This window comes from Cupriavidus sp. FW305-F7 (assembly GCF_058782875.1).
The window spans coordinates 67,986-83,178 of sequence record NZ_JBYSYC010000009.1 but is presented as its reverse complement, the minus strand read 5'-3'; the positions used below and the strand labels follow the sequence as shown (position 1 = coordinate 83,178).

General features: G+C 65.7%; 14 protein-coding genes. 4 read left to right on the top strand and 10 right to left on the bottom strand.

The window, feature by feature from the left end; all coding sequences use genetic code 11:
- Positions 1-21: 21 nt before the first annotated feature.
- The 3 genes from AC3WL8_RS10775 to AC3WL8_RS10765 all read right to left on the bottom strand — a co-directional run bounded on the left by AC3WL8_RS10775 (position 22) and on the right by AC3WL8_RS10765 (position 3,318).
- Positions 22-207, bottom strand: coding sequence for a DUF1484 family protein (locus AC3WL8_RS10775; RefSeq protein ID WP_211980358.1), 186 nt, complete (start codon positions 205-207; stop codon positions 22-24).
- 351 nt (positions 208-558) lie between these two features.
- On the bottom strand, positions 559-1,965 hold the full coding sequence (locus AC3WL8_RS10770) for an amidohydrolase family protein (protein ID WP_153955437.1): 1,407 nt from the start codon (positions 1,963-1,965) through the stop codon (positions 559-561).
- 3 nt (positions 1,966-1,968) lie between these two features.
- Entirely contained in the window at positions 1,969-3,318 is a 1,350-nt protein-coding gene (locus AC3WL8_RS10765) for a nucleobase:cation symporter-2 family protein (protein WP_153955438.1), read from the bottom strand.
- A 344-nt stretch (positions 3,319-3,662) separates the two neighbouring features.
- On the opposite strand from AC3WL8_RS10765, the gene AC3WL8_RS10760 reads away from it, so the two are divergent.
- The gene (locus AC3WL8_RS10760) at positions 3,663-4,670 is read left to right on the top strand and encodes an AraC family transcriptional regulator (RefSeq protein ID WP_153955439.1); all 1,008 of its coding nucleotides are present in this window, start codon (positions 3,663-3,665) and stop codon (positions 4,668-4,670) included.
- A gap of 70 nt (positions 4,671-4,740) precedes the next feature.
- Here the strand turns inward: AC3WL8_RS10760 and AC3WL8_RS10755 are convergent, their stop codons facing one another.
- Together AC3WL8_RS10755 and AC3WL8_RS10750 are read right to left on the bottom strand one after the other, a co-directional pair.
- A complete protein-coding gene (locus AC3WL8_RS10755) occupies positions 4,741-5,931 on the bottom strand; it encodes a CaiB/BaiF CoA transferase family protein (protein ID WP_153955466.1) in 1,191 nt (396 codons plus the stop codon).
- Positions 5,932-6,061: 130 nt separating this feature from the next.
- Positions 6,062-6,964, bottom strand: coding sequence for a LysR family transcriptional regulator (locus tag AC3WL8_RS10750; RefSeq protein WP_249678668.1), 903 nt, complete (start codon positions 6,962-6,964; stop codon positions 6,062-6,064).
- 156 nt (positions 6,965-7,120) lie between these two features.
- On the opposite strand from AC3WL8_RS10750, the gene AC3WL8_RS10745 reads away from it, so the two are divergent.
- A complete protein-coding gene (locus AC3WL8_RS10745) occupies positions 7,121-8,104 on the top strand; it encodes a tripartite tricarboxylate transporter substrate binding protein (protein WP_194946878.1) in 984 nt (327 codons plus the stop codon).
- A 54-nt stretch (positions 8,105-8,158) separates the two neighbouring features.
- Complete coding sequence (locus AC3WL8_RS10740; protein WP_153955440.1) at positions 8,159-8,641, top strand: MaoC family dehydratase; 483 nt, start codon at positions 8,159-8,161, stop codon at positions 8,639-8,641.
- A gap of 33 nt (positions 8,642-8,674) precedes the next feature.
- Here the strand turns inward: AC3WL8_RS10740 and AC3WL8_RS10735 are convergent, their stop codons facing one another.
- From AC3WL8_RS10735 to AC3WL8_RS10715, 5 genes are all read right to left on the bottom strand, one after another.
- Positions 8,675-9,763, bottom strand: a complete 1,089-nt coding sequence (locus AC3WL8_RS10735; RefSeq protein ID WP_153955441.1) for a CobW family GTP-binding protein — start codon at positions 9,761-9,763, stop codon at positions 8,675-8,677.
- A gap of 62 nt (positions 9,764-9,825) precedes the next feature.
- Complete coding sequence (locus tag AC3WL8_RS10730) at positions 9,826-10,422, bottom strand: UbiX family flavin prenyltransferase (protein WP_153955442.1); 597 nt, start codon at positions 10,420-10,422, stop codon at positions 9,826-9,828.
- The gene (locus AC3WL8_RS10725) at positions 10,419-12,707 is read right to left on the bottom strand and encodes a xanthine dehydrogenase family protein molybdopterin-binding subunit (RefSeq protein WP_153955469.1); all 2,289 of its coding nucleotides are present in this window, start codon (positions 12,705-12,707) and stop codon (positions 10,419-10,421) included. The genes AC3WL8_RS10730 and AC3WL8_RS10725 overlap by 4 nt, the downstream gene beginning before the upstream one ends.
- On the bottom strand, positions 12,707-13,213 hold the full coding sequence (locus AC3WL8_RS10720) for a (2Fe-2S)-binding protein (protein WP_153955443.1): 507 nt from the start codon (positions 13,211-13,213) through the stop codon (positions 12,707-12,709). The genes AC3WL8_RS10725 and AC3WL8_RS10720 overlap by 1 nt, the downstream gene beginning before the upstream one ends.
- Complete coding sequence (locus AC3WL8_RS10715; protein WP_492378263.1) at positions 13,201-14,073, bottom strand: FAD binding domain-containing protein; 873 nt, start codon at positions 14,071-14,073, stop codon at positions 13,201-13,203. Before AC3WL8_RS10715 ends, AC3WL8_RS10720 begins: the two co-directional genes overlap by 13 nt.
- 196 nt (positions 14,074-14,269) lie before the next feature.
- On the opposite strand from AC3WL8_RS10715, the gene AC3WL8_RS10710 reads away from it, so the two are divergent.
- The gene (locus tag AC3WL8_RS10710) at positions 14,270-15,193 is read left to right on the top strand and encodes a LysR family transcriptional regulator (protein ID WP_475681369.1); all 924 of its coding nucleotides are present in this window, start codon (positions 14,270-14,272) and stop codon (positions 15,191-15,193) included.

The window sequence follows — 15,193 nt, the reverse complement described above, 5'->3', positions numbered from 1 at the left end:
CGTCAACCGAAGGCGTCCGGATCAAGCGGCTGAATCCTCTGCCAACAAACTCTCCAGCTGCGCCTTCACCAACCCCAACAAACAAAACGCACTAAAGCAGGCCTCCGACTGCTCGCTATGCTGTTCCAGCAGCACAAGCACCCCTTCCATACCTGTTGCCACCGTCTCAAGACTGTACCGCGCCGTGGATAGATCGACTTCCGACATAGGACCTCCTACCGTTGGATGAAGGTCCGCCGCGCGACATAAGAGGAGGGCGGCGGGCCTGACAGCGAGGGTGGAAAACCGGTGCCAAAGCCAATGCCGGTCAGCCTTGCGGCTACCTCGCCCGGCCCGCCATTGCAGGATGGCTTGCTCGTATGGGCGGGACCGATCGTCAAGTACGACCGGTCCGGCTTTGGCCTTCGAGTTTCCACACTCGGTCACCGTTGTTCGATGACAGCCCCAGTCTCCCGCGTCGTGGCGCTCGACTCGATAAGACACTTCGCATTCCAATACGGACGCCGCATCCTGCCCGACCTCCGCCCGCCAGCAAATAGCCAAACGCCTAAACCACCCTCAATCCACCAGCGTCACCAATGCCTCCCGAGCCTCCCGACGCAGCTTCTCCAGATCCAGTCCCACGATCGCGCCATCGCGCACGACCTGACGCCCGCGCACCAGCACGTCCCGCACCGGCGTAGGCTCGCCAGCCGCCACCGGTGCCGTGCCGATGTCGTGGAAGCCATGGAACCGCAGCCCGCTGACGTCATAGATCGCGAGGTCGGCCGACTGCCCCGTCGCGAGCGTGCCGATCCCTGGCAGCCCCAGGACCTGCGCACCGCCTGCGGTGCCCCAGTGGATGACCTCTTCCACGCGGGTTTGCGCGGCCCCGCCCAGCGCCCGGTGCACCAGCCACGCGAAGTTGGCTTCATGCACCATGCTGCCCGACTCGTTGGATGCCACCCCATCCACGCCCAGTGAGATCGGCACGCCCGCATCGGCCATCGCGCGCACTGGCGCAATACCGCTGCCGAGCCGCGCATTGCTGACGGGGCAGTGCGCCATGCCGGTGTTGGTCACGGCGAGCATGCGGATCTCTTCGGGATTCACGGTGACCAGGTGCGCGAACCAGACGTCAGGCCCCAGCCAGTCGTGGTCGGCCACGAACTGCACCGGCGTGCACTGGTACTTCTCGCGGCAGAACTTCACGTAGTTGTCGGTCTCCGACAGGTGCGAATGCAGCCGCAGGTCCATGCCGCGACCGAAGGCGGCCAGCTCGCGCAGCAGTGCCGGCGGCAGGGAGAAGGTCGGCGTGGTCGGCGCGACTACCACGCGCCGCAGGCCATCCGCGGAGGCATCGTGATAGCGGGCCTTCAGCCGTTCGATATCGGCCAGCATTTCGTCCAGCGTCTCGGGCACCAGCGCGGTGACGCGCATACCCGGATGATCTGAGGCTGACTGAATGGCACCACCGCGGCACAGCACCAGGCGCATGCCAAGCTCTTCCGCTACTTCGAACAGCACGTCGCCAGTCTCCGCGCCGTGGCCGTGGTGGTAGAGGTAGTGATGATCGGCGCATGTGGTGGTGCCGGACAGCAGCAGCTCGGCCATGCCCAGCCGCACGGCGGTGCGGAAGATCTCCGGCGTGAAGCGCGCCAGGCGCGGGTAGGCGACGGAGGCCAGCCATTGTTCCAGCCCCACGTTCATGCCGCTGGGTACGGCCTTGAGCAGGTTCTGGAACAGGTGGTGGTGGGTGTTGACCCAGCCTGGGTAGACCACGCAACCGGTGGCGTCGAGTGCCGCTTCGCCGTCGTGGCGCTGCAGGCTGGCGCCGATCTCGGCGATGCGGCCGTCGCGGATGCGGATGTCGGCGGCGCCCGCTCGCGCGTCATGGCCGGTGCGGCCGGTCATGACGGCAGCGGCGTTGCGGATCAGCAGGTCGCCGGCGGGCGCGTTGGTGGTGGCGTTGGTGTTCTGCACCATGTTTCAGACCCCTTGGACGTTGTCGGCACTGGCGGGCAGCTCGTCGGCTTCACGAGCGGGCACGCCGTTGAGAATCAGGTTGAGGACCACGGAGACCACACAGGCGATGATCACGCTGCTGTGGACAAAGGGCTGCAGGAAGCCGGGCAGCTTCTCCAGCATGCCGGGCAGCATCACGGGCATCATCGCGCAGCCGAGCGTGATGGAGACGATGGAGAGGTTGTTGGGGTTGCGCTCGTATTCGACCTCGCCCAGCGTCTTGATGCCGGCGGCCACGACTACGCCGAACATGACCATGGTGGCGCCGCCCAGCGCGGCGGCCGGGATCGAGGCAAACAACGCGCCGATCTTGGGCACCAGCGCCACGGCGCACAGCATCGCGCCGCAGGTGGCGACCACCCAGCGGCTGCGCACGCCGGTGACGATGACCAGCCCCACGTTCTCCATGAACGCGATATACGGGAAGGCCGCGAACATGCCGCCGATGGCGCTGGCCAGGCCGTTGGCGCGCAGGCCGCGGGTGGCGTCGCGCTCGGTCAGGGGGCGCTTGACGATGTCACCGACGGCGATGAACAGCCCCATCGATTCCACCATCTGCACCACCATCACGATCACCATGGTGGTGATGGCGCCCACGTTGAAGGTGGGCATGCCAAAGGCAAAAGGCGTCACCATGGTGAACCACGGCGCGCGCGCGACTTCATCGAAGCTGCCCATGCCCAGCATCCACGCCACCGCGCCGCCGACCAGCAGGCCAATCACGACGGACAGGTTGCGGATCAGCTCGCCCCCGTGCCGGTTGATGAACAGGATCAGTGCCACTACGCCGAAGGCGACGATGAAAAAGATGGGGGCGCCGAAATCCGACGCCCCCCTTCCGCCTCCAAACCAGTGAAACGAAACCGGGAACAGCGACAGGCCCACCGCGGTGATGGTGCAACCACTGACCACCGGCGGAAAGAAGCGCTTGAGCTTGCCGATGATGGGCGCAAGGAACATCGCGATCACGCCCGCGGCGATGATGGCGCCGCAGACGCCGTTGAAGCCCAGCGACGGATCGGTGCCGATGGCGATGACGGGGCCCACTGAGCTGAAGGCCACGCCCTGCATCAGCGGCAGGCGCACGCCGAACTTCCAGAAGCCGACGGTCTGCAGCAGGGTGGCGATGCCGGAGGTGAACAGCGCGGTGCTGATCAGCATGGTGGTCTGCGCCGGCGTCATCTTGAGCGCGCCGGCCACGATCATCGGCACCGCAATGGCGCCGAGATAACTGACCAGCATGTGCTGGAAGCCGAGCGACGCCATGGCGCGTGCCGGCAGGATCTGGTCGACGGGGTGAACCGCTGCTTGCATGATGTTGTCTCCTGCCGCGTGCTGGGGGAAAGTGCGCCATGCCGGCGGCGGCTGGCCCGGTCTGTGGTTGCCGGGCTCGGTCCGTCACGGTGCCATGCGCGGCGCATGGCCGACGCATGCCTTGCACAGTAGTGATGCACGGGAGGCCGTCATAGCGTTATTGCGAAGGCCCTGGCACCGGACCGCAATCGCGTTTGCAAAATGCGCGCCTGGGACATCAGGGGTTTCCCTTGGGTTGCGTGAGGGCGGGGGTGGTCATAGGATGGATGCGCTCCTTCATTGCTATCCGAATGCGCTGGAAGCGAAGACGTATTTCCGGCTCTTTCCACCACTTTCCCAACGCCATGTCACCCAGCGCAGGATGGTTTGCTGCAGCCTCCCGCTCGCCAGTCAGCCGCGGCGGTGACCTGGATCGCATCCAGTCGCTTTCCGGCCGCGTGTTCGGCCCTACGCGGCTGCGCGCGACCGAAGCCGAAGCGGCGCTCGATGCCCGTATCGACACCAGCACCATCGGCCGGCTGACGCTGGTCACCATTGCCTATAACCAGGCAGTGCAGATCGAGCCGCAGCCCAACAAGGATGAGTTCGTGATCCAGACCGTGCTGGCGGGTACGTGCCGCGTGGAGACCCCGCGCGGTGCGATGCTGATGTCGCCGGGGGCGACCTTTGTGTTCTCGCCCACCGTGCCGGCCACGTTGTCGCTGGACCCTGGCTGCGAGCGCTTCAGCGTGGTGATCCGCCGGCAGCTGATCGACGAGGCGTTCCGCCAGCAGTTCAGCTTCGAACCGCCGGTGCCGATTGAATTCGACATGCAGCCGGTGGCGGACGATGGCCGTGCCGCGCGCTGGCAGGCGCTTGTGAGCTATCTGCGCGCGGAAACGCGGGTGCGGCGCGAAGGCAGCGGCGTGCCGGCGGTGGATGGCAGCATCGAGCGCATCGTGCTGTCGACACTGCTGCTCGACCGCTTTGCTGCGGACGGCAATATGCTGCCGCGCCGGTTCGAGGCGGTGCTGCCGGACTATGTGCGCAATGCCATCGCCTACCTGCGCGCCAATCTTGACCAGCCGCTGACGCTGGAGCAGATCGCCACACATTGCGGCGTATCGGCGCGCACCTTGCAGCTGGGCTTTCGCAAGAGCAAGAACACCACGCCGATGGAGTACCTGCGTCTGCTGCGCCTGCATGGCGCACGCGCCGACCTGCAACGGGCGCGGCAAGAGAAGGGGATGGTCAGCGCGATTGCGCTGCGGCACGGCTTTACGCACCTGAGCCTGTTCTCGCGCGAGTACCGGCGCGAGTTTGGCGAGCTGCCGTCACAGACCTTGCGGGCGGCAGCGGAGCAGGGGGGCTGAGGGCGAGCCAGCCCTCTGTTGCCCAGTACCATCTGGCTGCCGGCGCCACCAGCAGCCTGACCTTCAGCACTCAGATCGTGCCCGCGGCCGCCAGGGCTTCGATCTCTGCCTCGTTCATGCCGAGTGACTTCAGGACAAGGGCGGAGTGCTCGCCGACTGCCGGCACATTCCCCATGGCAGCCGGTACGCCCGACAGCGTTGCAGGCGGCAGAAGTGCCTGGATGGCGCCACCCGGCGTCTGGACTTCCCGCCAGCGATTGCGTGCGGCGAATTGCGCGTGCTGCCACACATCATGCATGTCGTTCAGGGGCGAGTTGGCAATGCCTCCGCGATCGAGCCGCTTGACCAGCTGCTCCCGGGTCATGGACCGAAGATGATTGGCGATCTCCTGGTCCAGCGCCGCGCGATTGGCTACGCGTTGGAGATTGGAGTTGAAGCGGGCATCCGCCGCCAGGGCCGGGTCCTCCAGCACCTCGGTGCAGAAGCGCTCCCATTCCCGTTCATTCTGCAGCCCGAAGATGACGCTGGCCCCATCGCCGGTCTGGTACTGGCCATAGGGGGCGATACCCGGATGCGCAACGCCGTTGCGTGCCGGCGGCGTGCCGCCATAGTGAGCGAAGTTCAGGGGATATGACATCCATTCGCTCAACGCCTCGAGCATGGTGACTTCAACCCTGAGGCCGGCGCCAGTCCGTGCGCGTTGCAGCAAGGCGGACAGGATGCCGGTATAGGCGTACATGCCAGCGGCAATGTCCGCGATGGAAATGCCGGTGCGCGACGGCGCAGGTTCCGAACCGGTTACCGAGATCAGGCCCGCAGCGGCCTGGATCAACAGGTCATAGGCCTTCTTGTCGCGGTATGGCCCGCTGTCACCATATCCTGAGATATCGCAAACGATCAGCTCAGGATAGTCAGCATGCAATGACTCGAAGTCCAGCCCCATGCGTTGGGCGGCGCCCGGCGCCAGGTTCTGGATGAACACGTCCGCTTTGGCGAGCAGCTTGTGCACGATCGCCTTGGCCTCGGGCTTCTTGAGATCGAGCGTGAGGCTTTCCTTGCCGCGATTTGCCCAGATAAAGAACGACGACTGGCCGTGCACTGAATGATCATAGTCGCGGGCGAAATCGCCGACGACCGGGCGTTCCACCTTGATGACGCGGGCGCCGAGGTCGGCGAGCTGGCGGCTGGCAAAGGGTGCCGCTACAGCGTGCTCAAGCGCCAGAACGGTGATGCCATCAAGGGGGCGTAGGTTGGGTTTCATGGAGGGGGAATGAAGGGACCTGGTGGCACACGGGCCGGACGACAAAGTATAGGAACGGTCCTCTTCTCCCGAACAGTCGAGAATTCCTAAGGCGGCTTCGAAGTCTTCGAAACTGGCCGCTTGCGTGGCCTTACGGCGCGGCGTCCGGTGCGCCCCATTCGGCGACATAGCGGATAAAGTCGCGCGTATAGGCCGGGAGCGCCTTCTGGCTCCGCACGACAATCCGCTGCTCGCGCCGGGCCCATGGCTCATCCAGGGTGACCCCTTCCACCACCCCTTGCTCAATCAAGGGACCCGCTACGGAACGTGGCACGAGCGAGATGCCGGCGCCTTCCTGTACGCAACGCATGGCCGCGGCAAAGTCGGGTGCATGCACGCGAACGCGTGGCTTGATGCCGGCACGCGCGGCCATGTCATTGAGGAAGAGGAAATTGCTGCTTTTGCTGCCGACGGATACCAGGTCGTACGCCAACGCCTGTGCAAGGGACATCTTGTCGAGCAACCCTGACTGGTGGCGTGCCGGAACCACGAACATCAGCTCATCGACGCCGTATCGAATGAACTCCAGGCCCCGCATGTCGATCGCGCCGGCCACCAGTCCGACGTCGGCACGGTCCTCGATCACGGCCCGCACGCTGTCCTCGCTGAGGTGCTCCTCCAGATCGACATTGACATTCGGGTACGCCGCCAGGAACCTGCTAAGTGCCGCGGGCAGGCTGGCCATGGTGCTACTGTTCGCGTAGACACGGATATGCCCTTCAATGCCGTCGGTATGGCGCCGCATCTCCGACTGCAGGCGTTCGACGTTCTCCATGATTGCCTCGGCATAGCGCAGTACTGTCTCGCCCGCCGGCGTCAGGGCCATGCCCTTCTGCGTCCTGTTGAACAACGGGACGCCCATCGCCTGTTCGAGGTTCTTGAGGCGGTAGCTGGCCGAAGGCGCCGTCAAATGCATATCTGACGCTCCTGCCGTCACACTCTTGGCCTGCGCAATGGCGAGGAATACTCGCAGATCGGTGAGTTCGAAACGCACGCTTGTCTCCGTTGGCCGACAGTTCCCGGGGTGCTTAGAAAAATTCTAACGACACCCCAGGAGCTTTCGACTGGTGTCCTCGTAGGGTCCGATTCTATATTTCGGTTCGTCACCGCAGCTACCGCTGTGCTACGCAAAAAAGAATCGGAGACCAACATGACCATACTCTTGCGCAGGATCGCCAGCGCGCTGGGCAGTGCCGCGACACTCCTGGCCTGTGCGTCCCCTTCGGTGGCGCAGACAGACTACCCGGTGCGGCCTGTCCGACTCATCGTTCCGTATCCCGCTGGCGGACCGACGGACACCTTCGCCCGATCGCTGGCTGCAAGCTGGGGCCGCAAGCTGAACACCTCGGTGGTTGTCGAGAACAAGTCGGGGGCCGGCACGATAGTCGGCACCGAGCTCGCGGCGAAAGCCGCACCGGACGGCTATACGTTGCTGCTGACCACTGTCGCGCATGCCGTGAACCCAAGCATTCACGCCAGCCTGCCGTATCGCACGATCGAGGACTTTGCGCCAGTCGGGCTGGCGGCTCGTGCGCCCCTGGTGCTGGTTGTGAACAAGGGCGTTCCGGCGAAAACACTGCCGGAATTCATCGCGTATCTGAAGTCGCGTCCCGGTCAGGTCAACTATGGTTCGGCGGGAGTTGGCAGTGCCCCGCATCTCGCCGGGGAACTGTTGAACTACACGGCGGGAACGAAAGCGGTCCACGTCCCATATCGGGGGAGCGCGCCTGCCATGGCCGATCTTATCGGTGGCCATGTCGAATTCATGATCGACAGCGCACCGACAGGGCTGGCGCAGGTGCGCGCGGGAACGGTGCGATTGCTGGGAACGTCGATGGGAAAACGCCTGCCGCAGACCAAGGAGACGCCGGCGATTGCGGAAGCCGTGTCAGGCTATGAGGCGTACACCTGGAATGCGGTATTCGTGCCAGCCCGAACACCGTCGGCCGTTGTCCAGAAGCTGGTCTCGACCCTCGGCGATGCACTCAGCGATCCCGCCCTGCAAAGCAAAGCCTTCGAACTCGGATTGCAGCTGGAGACCCAGCCTACACCAGCGGGGCTCGACAAATTCCTGCGCGCGGAACTGGAGAAGTGGAAGCGGGTGGCCGTCGCCACGAATATGAAAGCCGACTGAGCGAAGTCTGCGCACGCCAGCGCCGGAACCAACCATCAGGAACACGGAGAAGCCATGAATGCCTATCAACTTTGTCCGCAACGCTACTTTGAGGATTTCGAACTCGGAGAGCACTTCAATCTGCCGTCCCGCACCATGACCGACGCGCTGTTCGCTGCGTTCCAGCTGGCAAGCGGGGACAACCATCCGGTTCACTACGATGTTGAGTACTGCCGTGCTCACGGCATGCCGCACATGCTGGCACACGGCTTCCAGGTCGTGATACAGACTGCCGCGGGGGCAGGCCTGTTCCCCCATATGGTCGAGGAGTCCCTGAAGGGCTTTATCGAGCAGAGCAGCCGCTTCCTCGCACCTGTCTTTGTTGGAGATACATTGTACTGCCGCCTCACCGTCACCGAGCTGGTTCCCGGCCGTACGACTGGCGTGCTGGCGATGCGGTCGGAGGTGCGAAACCAGAACGACGTCTGCGTCATGGAGGGGACGCAAAGGTACTTGCTGCGCAAGCGCGTGCCAGCGCGGGTCGGCAGCGGGGGCTGACGGGAAGTCAGCCCCCGCTGCTGGTCAGGACCGTCAGGCTGCCTGGGCCACGGGCAGGCAGACCTTCAGCAGCGTCTGCAAGCGCAGCTTGTCGAGGTGCCGGCCGATAAACACGAATTTGCTTTGCGCGGCATCCGCGCCCCACGCATCGGCCGGATGGAAATCCATCAGCCGGTGCACCGCTTGCAGCACGTAGCGGCGGTCATCGCCCTCCACCGCCACGATCCCCTTCATCCGGAACACATCGTCGCCCTGCGCCGCGAGCAGGGCCTTCAGGCCGTGCTCCAGGCGCTGGCGGTCGAACGGCTGGTCGAACACCAGCGATACGGACGTGACCGATGGATCATGGCGGTGGCCATGCGCGTCGTCATCGTGCACGTGGTCGCAATGCTCGTCGCACACATGGTCGTGATGGTCGTGGTCGTGCGCGTGATCGTGGTGGTCATCGTGCGCGTCTGCCTGGATCGTGCCCGTGGTAAAGCCGCCGATGCCGAGGATCTTGCCCAGGTCCACCTGCGCAAAGTTGGAACGCAGGATCTGCGCGCCCTCGTTCAGCCGGTGGATGCGTGCCTCCAGCCTGTCGAGCTGCGCGGCGTTCACCAGGTCGGTCTTGTTGAGGATCACGCGGTCGGCCGCCACGATCTGGTCGACGGCCTGGTTGTCGAAGCCGGTCAGCTGGGGATCATCGAGGTGGCTTTCAATATGCACCGCGTCCACCAGCGTCAGGATGCCGTCCAGCGTGACCTGCTTGGCGACTTCGTTATCCATGAAGAAGGTGGCGGCCACCGGCGTGGGATCGGCCAGGCCGCTGGTCTCGACCAGGATATGGTCGAAGCGCTCGGGCTGCTCCAGCAGCTTCTGCAGGATGCGCACGAGGTCGGTGCGCACATCGACCACGCAGCAGATGCAGCCGTTGGTCATCTGGTAGATCTCTTCGTCCGAGGTCATCACCAGGTCGGAATCGACATCGACCTCGCCGAACTCGTTCTCGATCACGGCGATGCGGTGGCCGTGCTTCTGCGTCAGGATGTGGTTGAGCAGCGTCGTCTTGCCCGAGCCGAGGAAGCCGGTAAGGATGGTGACCGGGACGGGCGGCTGTTGTGCGACGGCAGGTGCGTTCATGTTGTCTCCTGATTGGGTACTGCGTTCCCCGCTATCGCGGGGCGAAAGTTCTCTTGTTCCCTTCAGGCGGTAGCGACGTTGGGGCGCAAGCCTTCCCAGCGTTCCACCAACCCGTCGTGCGGCACGTCGAACAGGTCCAGCACGCGCCCCACGGTGTGGTTGACGATGTCGTCCACTGACTGCGGATGTGTGTAGAAGGCCGGCACCGGCGGCAGCACGATGGCGCCCATCTCGGTCACCGTGGTCATGTTGCGCAGGTGCACCAGGTGGAAGGGCGTCTCGCGCGCCAGCAGCACCAGCCGGCGGCGCTCCTTGAGCATCACGTCGGCGGCGCGGGTGACGAGGTTGTCGGCAAGCCCGGTGGCGATAGCGGCCAGCGTGCGCATGGAACACGGCGCCACCACCATGCCATCGCAGCGGAACGAGCCGCTGGCGATGGTGGCGCCGATATCGCGCACGTTGTGCACCACGTCGGCCATGGCTTCGATCTGCGGGCGCTGCAGGCCCAGTTCATGGTGCGCGGTCAGTAGGCCGGACGGCGAGCAGACCAGGTGGGTCTCCCAGCCGTCCAGCGTCGACAGTGCCCGCAGGATGCGCACGCCGTACACCGCGCCGCTGGCGCCGGTGATGGCGACCACCAGGCGTTGCTTGCGGGTCATGAGGCGGCGCCTTCCTTCGCTGCCTTCTCCGCCAGTGCCTGCAGCACTTGCTCCGGCTTGATCGGGTAGTGCCGAAAGCGCACGCCGACGGCATCGAACACCGCATTGGCAATCGCCGGCCCGATCGCGACGATCGGGTCCTCGCCCACGCCCTTGGCGCCGAACGGGCCGCCGGGGTCGGGGGCCGCTTCCAGGATCACCGTGTGGATGGGCGGCATGTCCATCGCCAGCGGCATCTTGTAGTCGACGAAGTTGGCGTTGAGCGAGCGCCCGGTGCGCATGTCGATCTGGTAGTCCTCATACAGCGTATGGCCGATGCCTTGCTGGATGCCGCCTTCGATCTGCCCCGCGGCCGCGACCGGGTGGATCACCTTGCCGACGTCATGCACTGGCACCACCTGCTGCACGGTGATGAAGCCGGTTTCGGTATCGACCGCCACCTCGACAAAATGCGCGGCGAATGAATACGACTTGGTCGGGTGATAGGTGGCGGTACCCACCAGCTGCGCGGCGGGGATGCCCTTGCGCGGCATCACGGCCTCGCGCACGGTCAGGGTCGGGCCGTCGCGGTCGCGCACGGCGATCACGCCGGCGGTGAGCGTCAGGGCCTCAGGCTCGCATTCCATCAGCTTCGCGGCGCGATCGAACAGCTGGCGCTTGATCTCGCCCGCCGCCATCTGCGCGGCCTTGCCGACCATATAGGTGGTGTGGCTGGCAAAGGCGCCGATGTCCCAGGGCACGACGTCGGTATCGCCGTGCACGACCGCCACCGCTTCGAACGGCAGGGTCAGTTCTTCTGCCACGATCTGCGCGAGGGCGGTATGCGCACCGGTACCCAGCCCGGCCGCGCCGGTCAGCAGCACCACGGTCCCATCCTCATTCATCTTGATGATGGCGTTGCCTTGTTCCTTGATGCCGGGATAGGCGCTGCTGCCGTGCATCTCGCAGCCCAGGCCCCAGCCGGTGCGGATCGGGCCGCTAGTGTCGCGCGGGCGGCGACGCAGCGCGGGCCAGTCGACAAGTTCCATGCCCTTCTCGATGCAGGCCTCCAGGCCGTGCCCGATCAGCGGATGGTTGGACGGTGCAATGTCGCCTTCGCGCACGGCGTTCTTCAGCTTCAGCCCGGCGGGGTCCAGGCCCAGGTGTTCGGCGGCCTCGTCCATCTGCACGTCGAGCGCGTAATAGGTCTGCACCACGCCATAGCCGCGGAAGGCGCCGGCGATGGGGCTGTTGGTGTAGACGCAGCGGCCTTCCAGCAGGACGTTGTCGCAGCGGTACAGCGAGACCATGGCGGCGGTGCCGACATTGGTTACGCCCGGGCCATGCGAGCCATAGGCGCCGGAGTTGAACACCACTTTGGCCTGGCGCGCGGTGATGGTGCCGTCGTTGCGGAAGCCCTGCTTGAGCCAGATCCTGGCCGGATGGCGCGTGCGGCCGCCGAGGAAGGTTTCCTCGCGCGTGTATTCCATGCGCACCGGTCGGCGCGTCTCGCGCGCCAGCAGCGCGCACAGGAACTCCTGCTGGAACAGGTCCTGCTTGGCGCCGAAGCCGCCGCCCATGTGGTCGACCAGCACGCGCACCTTGTGCAGCGGCAGGCCTAGCACCTCGGCCATGATGCCGCGCACCATGAAGGCGGTCTGGGTGGAGATCCACACCGTCAGGTTGCCGTTGCCGTCCCAGCTGGTGGTGCAGACGTTGGGCTCCATGTAGGCGGGGGTGGGGCGGCCGCCTTCGTAGATGCCTTCGAGGATGAAGTCCGCCTCGGCAAAGCCCGCTTCCACGTCGCCGCGCTTGATGATCACCGGCGGCAGTACCAGGTTGCCGCCGGGTTCGCGGTCGTGGATGCGCGGGGCATCGGAGCGCTCGGCGTCCTCGGTGGTGAAGACGGCGGGCAGCGTTTCATATTCGACTTCGATCAGCTCGACCGCGCGCTCGGCGATCTCTTCGCTGATGGCGGCCACCGCAGCCACGCCTTCGCCCCAGTAGCGCACCTTGTCGTCCAGGATGTACTGGTCGCAGGTCACCGAGGCGGAGCGCGGGTGGGGCGAGCCGGCGTGCAGCACGCGCGGCACGTTCTCATGGGTCAGCACGGCCTTGACGCCCGGCAATGCCAGCGCACGCGCGGTGTCGATGCGGCGGATTCTCGCGTGCGCGACGTTGCAGCGCTTCATCTTGCCGAACAGCAGGCCGGGGAAGGGCATGTCGGCAACGTATCTGGCGTTTCCGGTGACCTTGTCGAGCAGGTCGGTGCGCTTGACGCTGTGTCCGATCACGGCGTGGGTCATCATGCCTCCTCGCTGGCGCGGGTCTTGCAGCCCGCGAAGTCCATGGCCTCGGCGGTTCTCTCGATGGCCTCGATGATCTTGGTGTAGCCGGTGCAGCGGCAGATATTGCCGGCAATGGCAAAGCGGATTTCGTCGCGCGTGGGACGCGGGTTCTCATCCAGCAGCGCCTTGGCCATCACCACGAAGCCCGGCGTGCAGAAGCCGCACTGCGCGGCGCCGCACTGCATGAACTGCTCCTGGATCGGGTGCACGGTGTCGGGCGTGGGCTGAACGCCTTCGATGGTGGTGATGTGGCAGCCGTGCGCTTCGGGCGCCAGCACCAGGCAGGAATTCATCGGCTGGCCGTCCATGATGACGGTGCACGAACCGCATTCGCCCACGTCGCAGCCCTTCTTGGTGCCGGTCAGGCACGCGTCGTTGCGCAGGGCGTCGAGCAGCGTGCCGTGCGGTTCCACCGCCAGTTCGCGCGGTTCGCCGTTGATGACGAGTTCAATTATCTTTCGCATGTTGCGGCCTCCAGGGCTTGTTCCAGGGCGCGGCGGGTCAGCACGCTGACCATCTGCCGCCGGTACGCTTCGCTGGCGCGCACGTCGCTGATGGGGCGCGCTTCGCCCATGGCAGCGTGCGCGGCCTGCAGGATCAGCGCGTCCGTCACGCGCTGGCCGCGCAACACCTGTTCGGCACGCACGGCGCGTACCGGGGTGGGGCCGACCGCTGCGAGCACGATGCCGACCTCGGCGCAGTAGCCGTTCTCGACCGTCAGCGATACCGCCACGCCGACGGTGGCCAGTTCCATCTGCACGCGGCGGCCATGCTTGAGGAAGACCTTGCCGGTGTGGGGGCGCGGCGCCGGCACGGTGATGCGGGTGACGATCTCGTCCGGCGCGATGGCGGTCTTGCCAACGCCGGTGACGAAGTCCTCCACGCGCAGCTCGCGCGAGCCGGACAGGCCATACAGGTGCACCGAAGCACCATCCGCCACCAGCGGCGCGATCGAATCGGCCGACGGCGACGCGCGGCAGACGTTGCCCACCACCGTGGCGCGATGGCGCACCTGGATCGAGGCGAAGTCCGTCACGGCTTTCGCCAGGCTGGCGTAGTGGCGCTGCACGAAGCCTGAGGTCTCCACCGCGCGCGTGGTCACCAGCGCGCCGATGCGCAGGCCGTTGACGGGGTCGAACGTCAGCACGTCCATGCCGGGGATCTTCTTGATGTTGATCACCTGCTCGGGCTTGCGCACGGACTCCTTGATCTGGACCAGCAGGTCCGTGCCGCCGGCCAGCACGCTGGCCTTGCCGCCGCACCGGTGCAGCATGGCCGAGGCTTCCGCCAGCGTTGCCGGTTCGAAATATTCAAACGCTCTCATTGCTCCTCCTGGTCTGTGCCATCGGCGGCGTCTTGCCTGTCGTGTGGGGCCGCACCGTTGAAGTCATCATGGGCGGATGGCCTTCATCGGTAAAGGCCCGGAAACGGATTAATTGATCGTGTTACCCTCTGAATCAGACGCGCCGGCCAAACCTGGCAAAGCAAGAGCGCACCCCGACATTCCGGAGGCAGACAACGTGCCCAACATCAGCAACATGAACGTGTCGCTGCGCCAGCTGCGTGCGTTCATCGCCGTGGCGCAGGAGCGCCACTTCACCCGCGCGGCCGAGAAGCTGGACCTGTCGCAGTCATCGGTCAGCGCGCTGATCCATGAACTGGAAGGCAACCTCGGCCTGAAGCTGTTTGACCGCCACACGCGCCAGCTGCACATCACGCAGGCGGGCGCGGAGCTGCTGCCGCTGGTGAAGAAGGCGGTGGCCGATATCGACAGCGTGATCGAGAACTCCAGCGAGCTGCGCACGCTGGGGCGCGGGCGCGTGTCGATCTCGGCCTCGTCGATCCAGGCGGCGCTGATGCTGCCGCGCGTGATCCGCGAGTTCTGCGTGAGCCATCCCGGCGTGAAGGTGGAACTGCACGACGTGTCCGAGCATGAGGTGACCAAGATGGTCAGCTCGGGCGAGGTGGATTTCGGCATCGGCACCATCCCCGAGGGCCAGCCCGAGCTGAGCGCGCACCGGCTGATGTCCGATCCCTTCGTGATCGTGATGCCGGCGCATCATCCGCTGCGGCGGCGCAAGACGCTGCGCTGGGAAGACGTGGCGGGCCTGCCCGTGATCGGGCCGCACAAGGGCAACCCGATCCGCGACTGCCTGGATACCGCGCTGGCCGCGCGCGGCATTTCGCTGCAGCGGGTGCACGAGGTGTTCCTGCCGCTGACCATGGTGGGCATGGTGGATGCCGGGCTGGGCATCGCGGTGATGAGCGCGGCGGTCACGCGGCTGACTTCCGCGCTGGGGCTGGCCACGGTGATGCCGACCGATCCGGTGATCCACCGCGAGATCTCGCTGCTGGTGCACGCGGACCGGTCGCTGTCACCGCCGGCCCAGGCCTTCCGCGATCTGCTGATGCGCTATCGCGCCAAACTGGCCGACGCAGCCTAA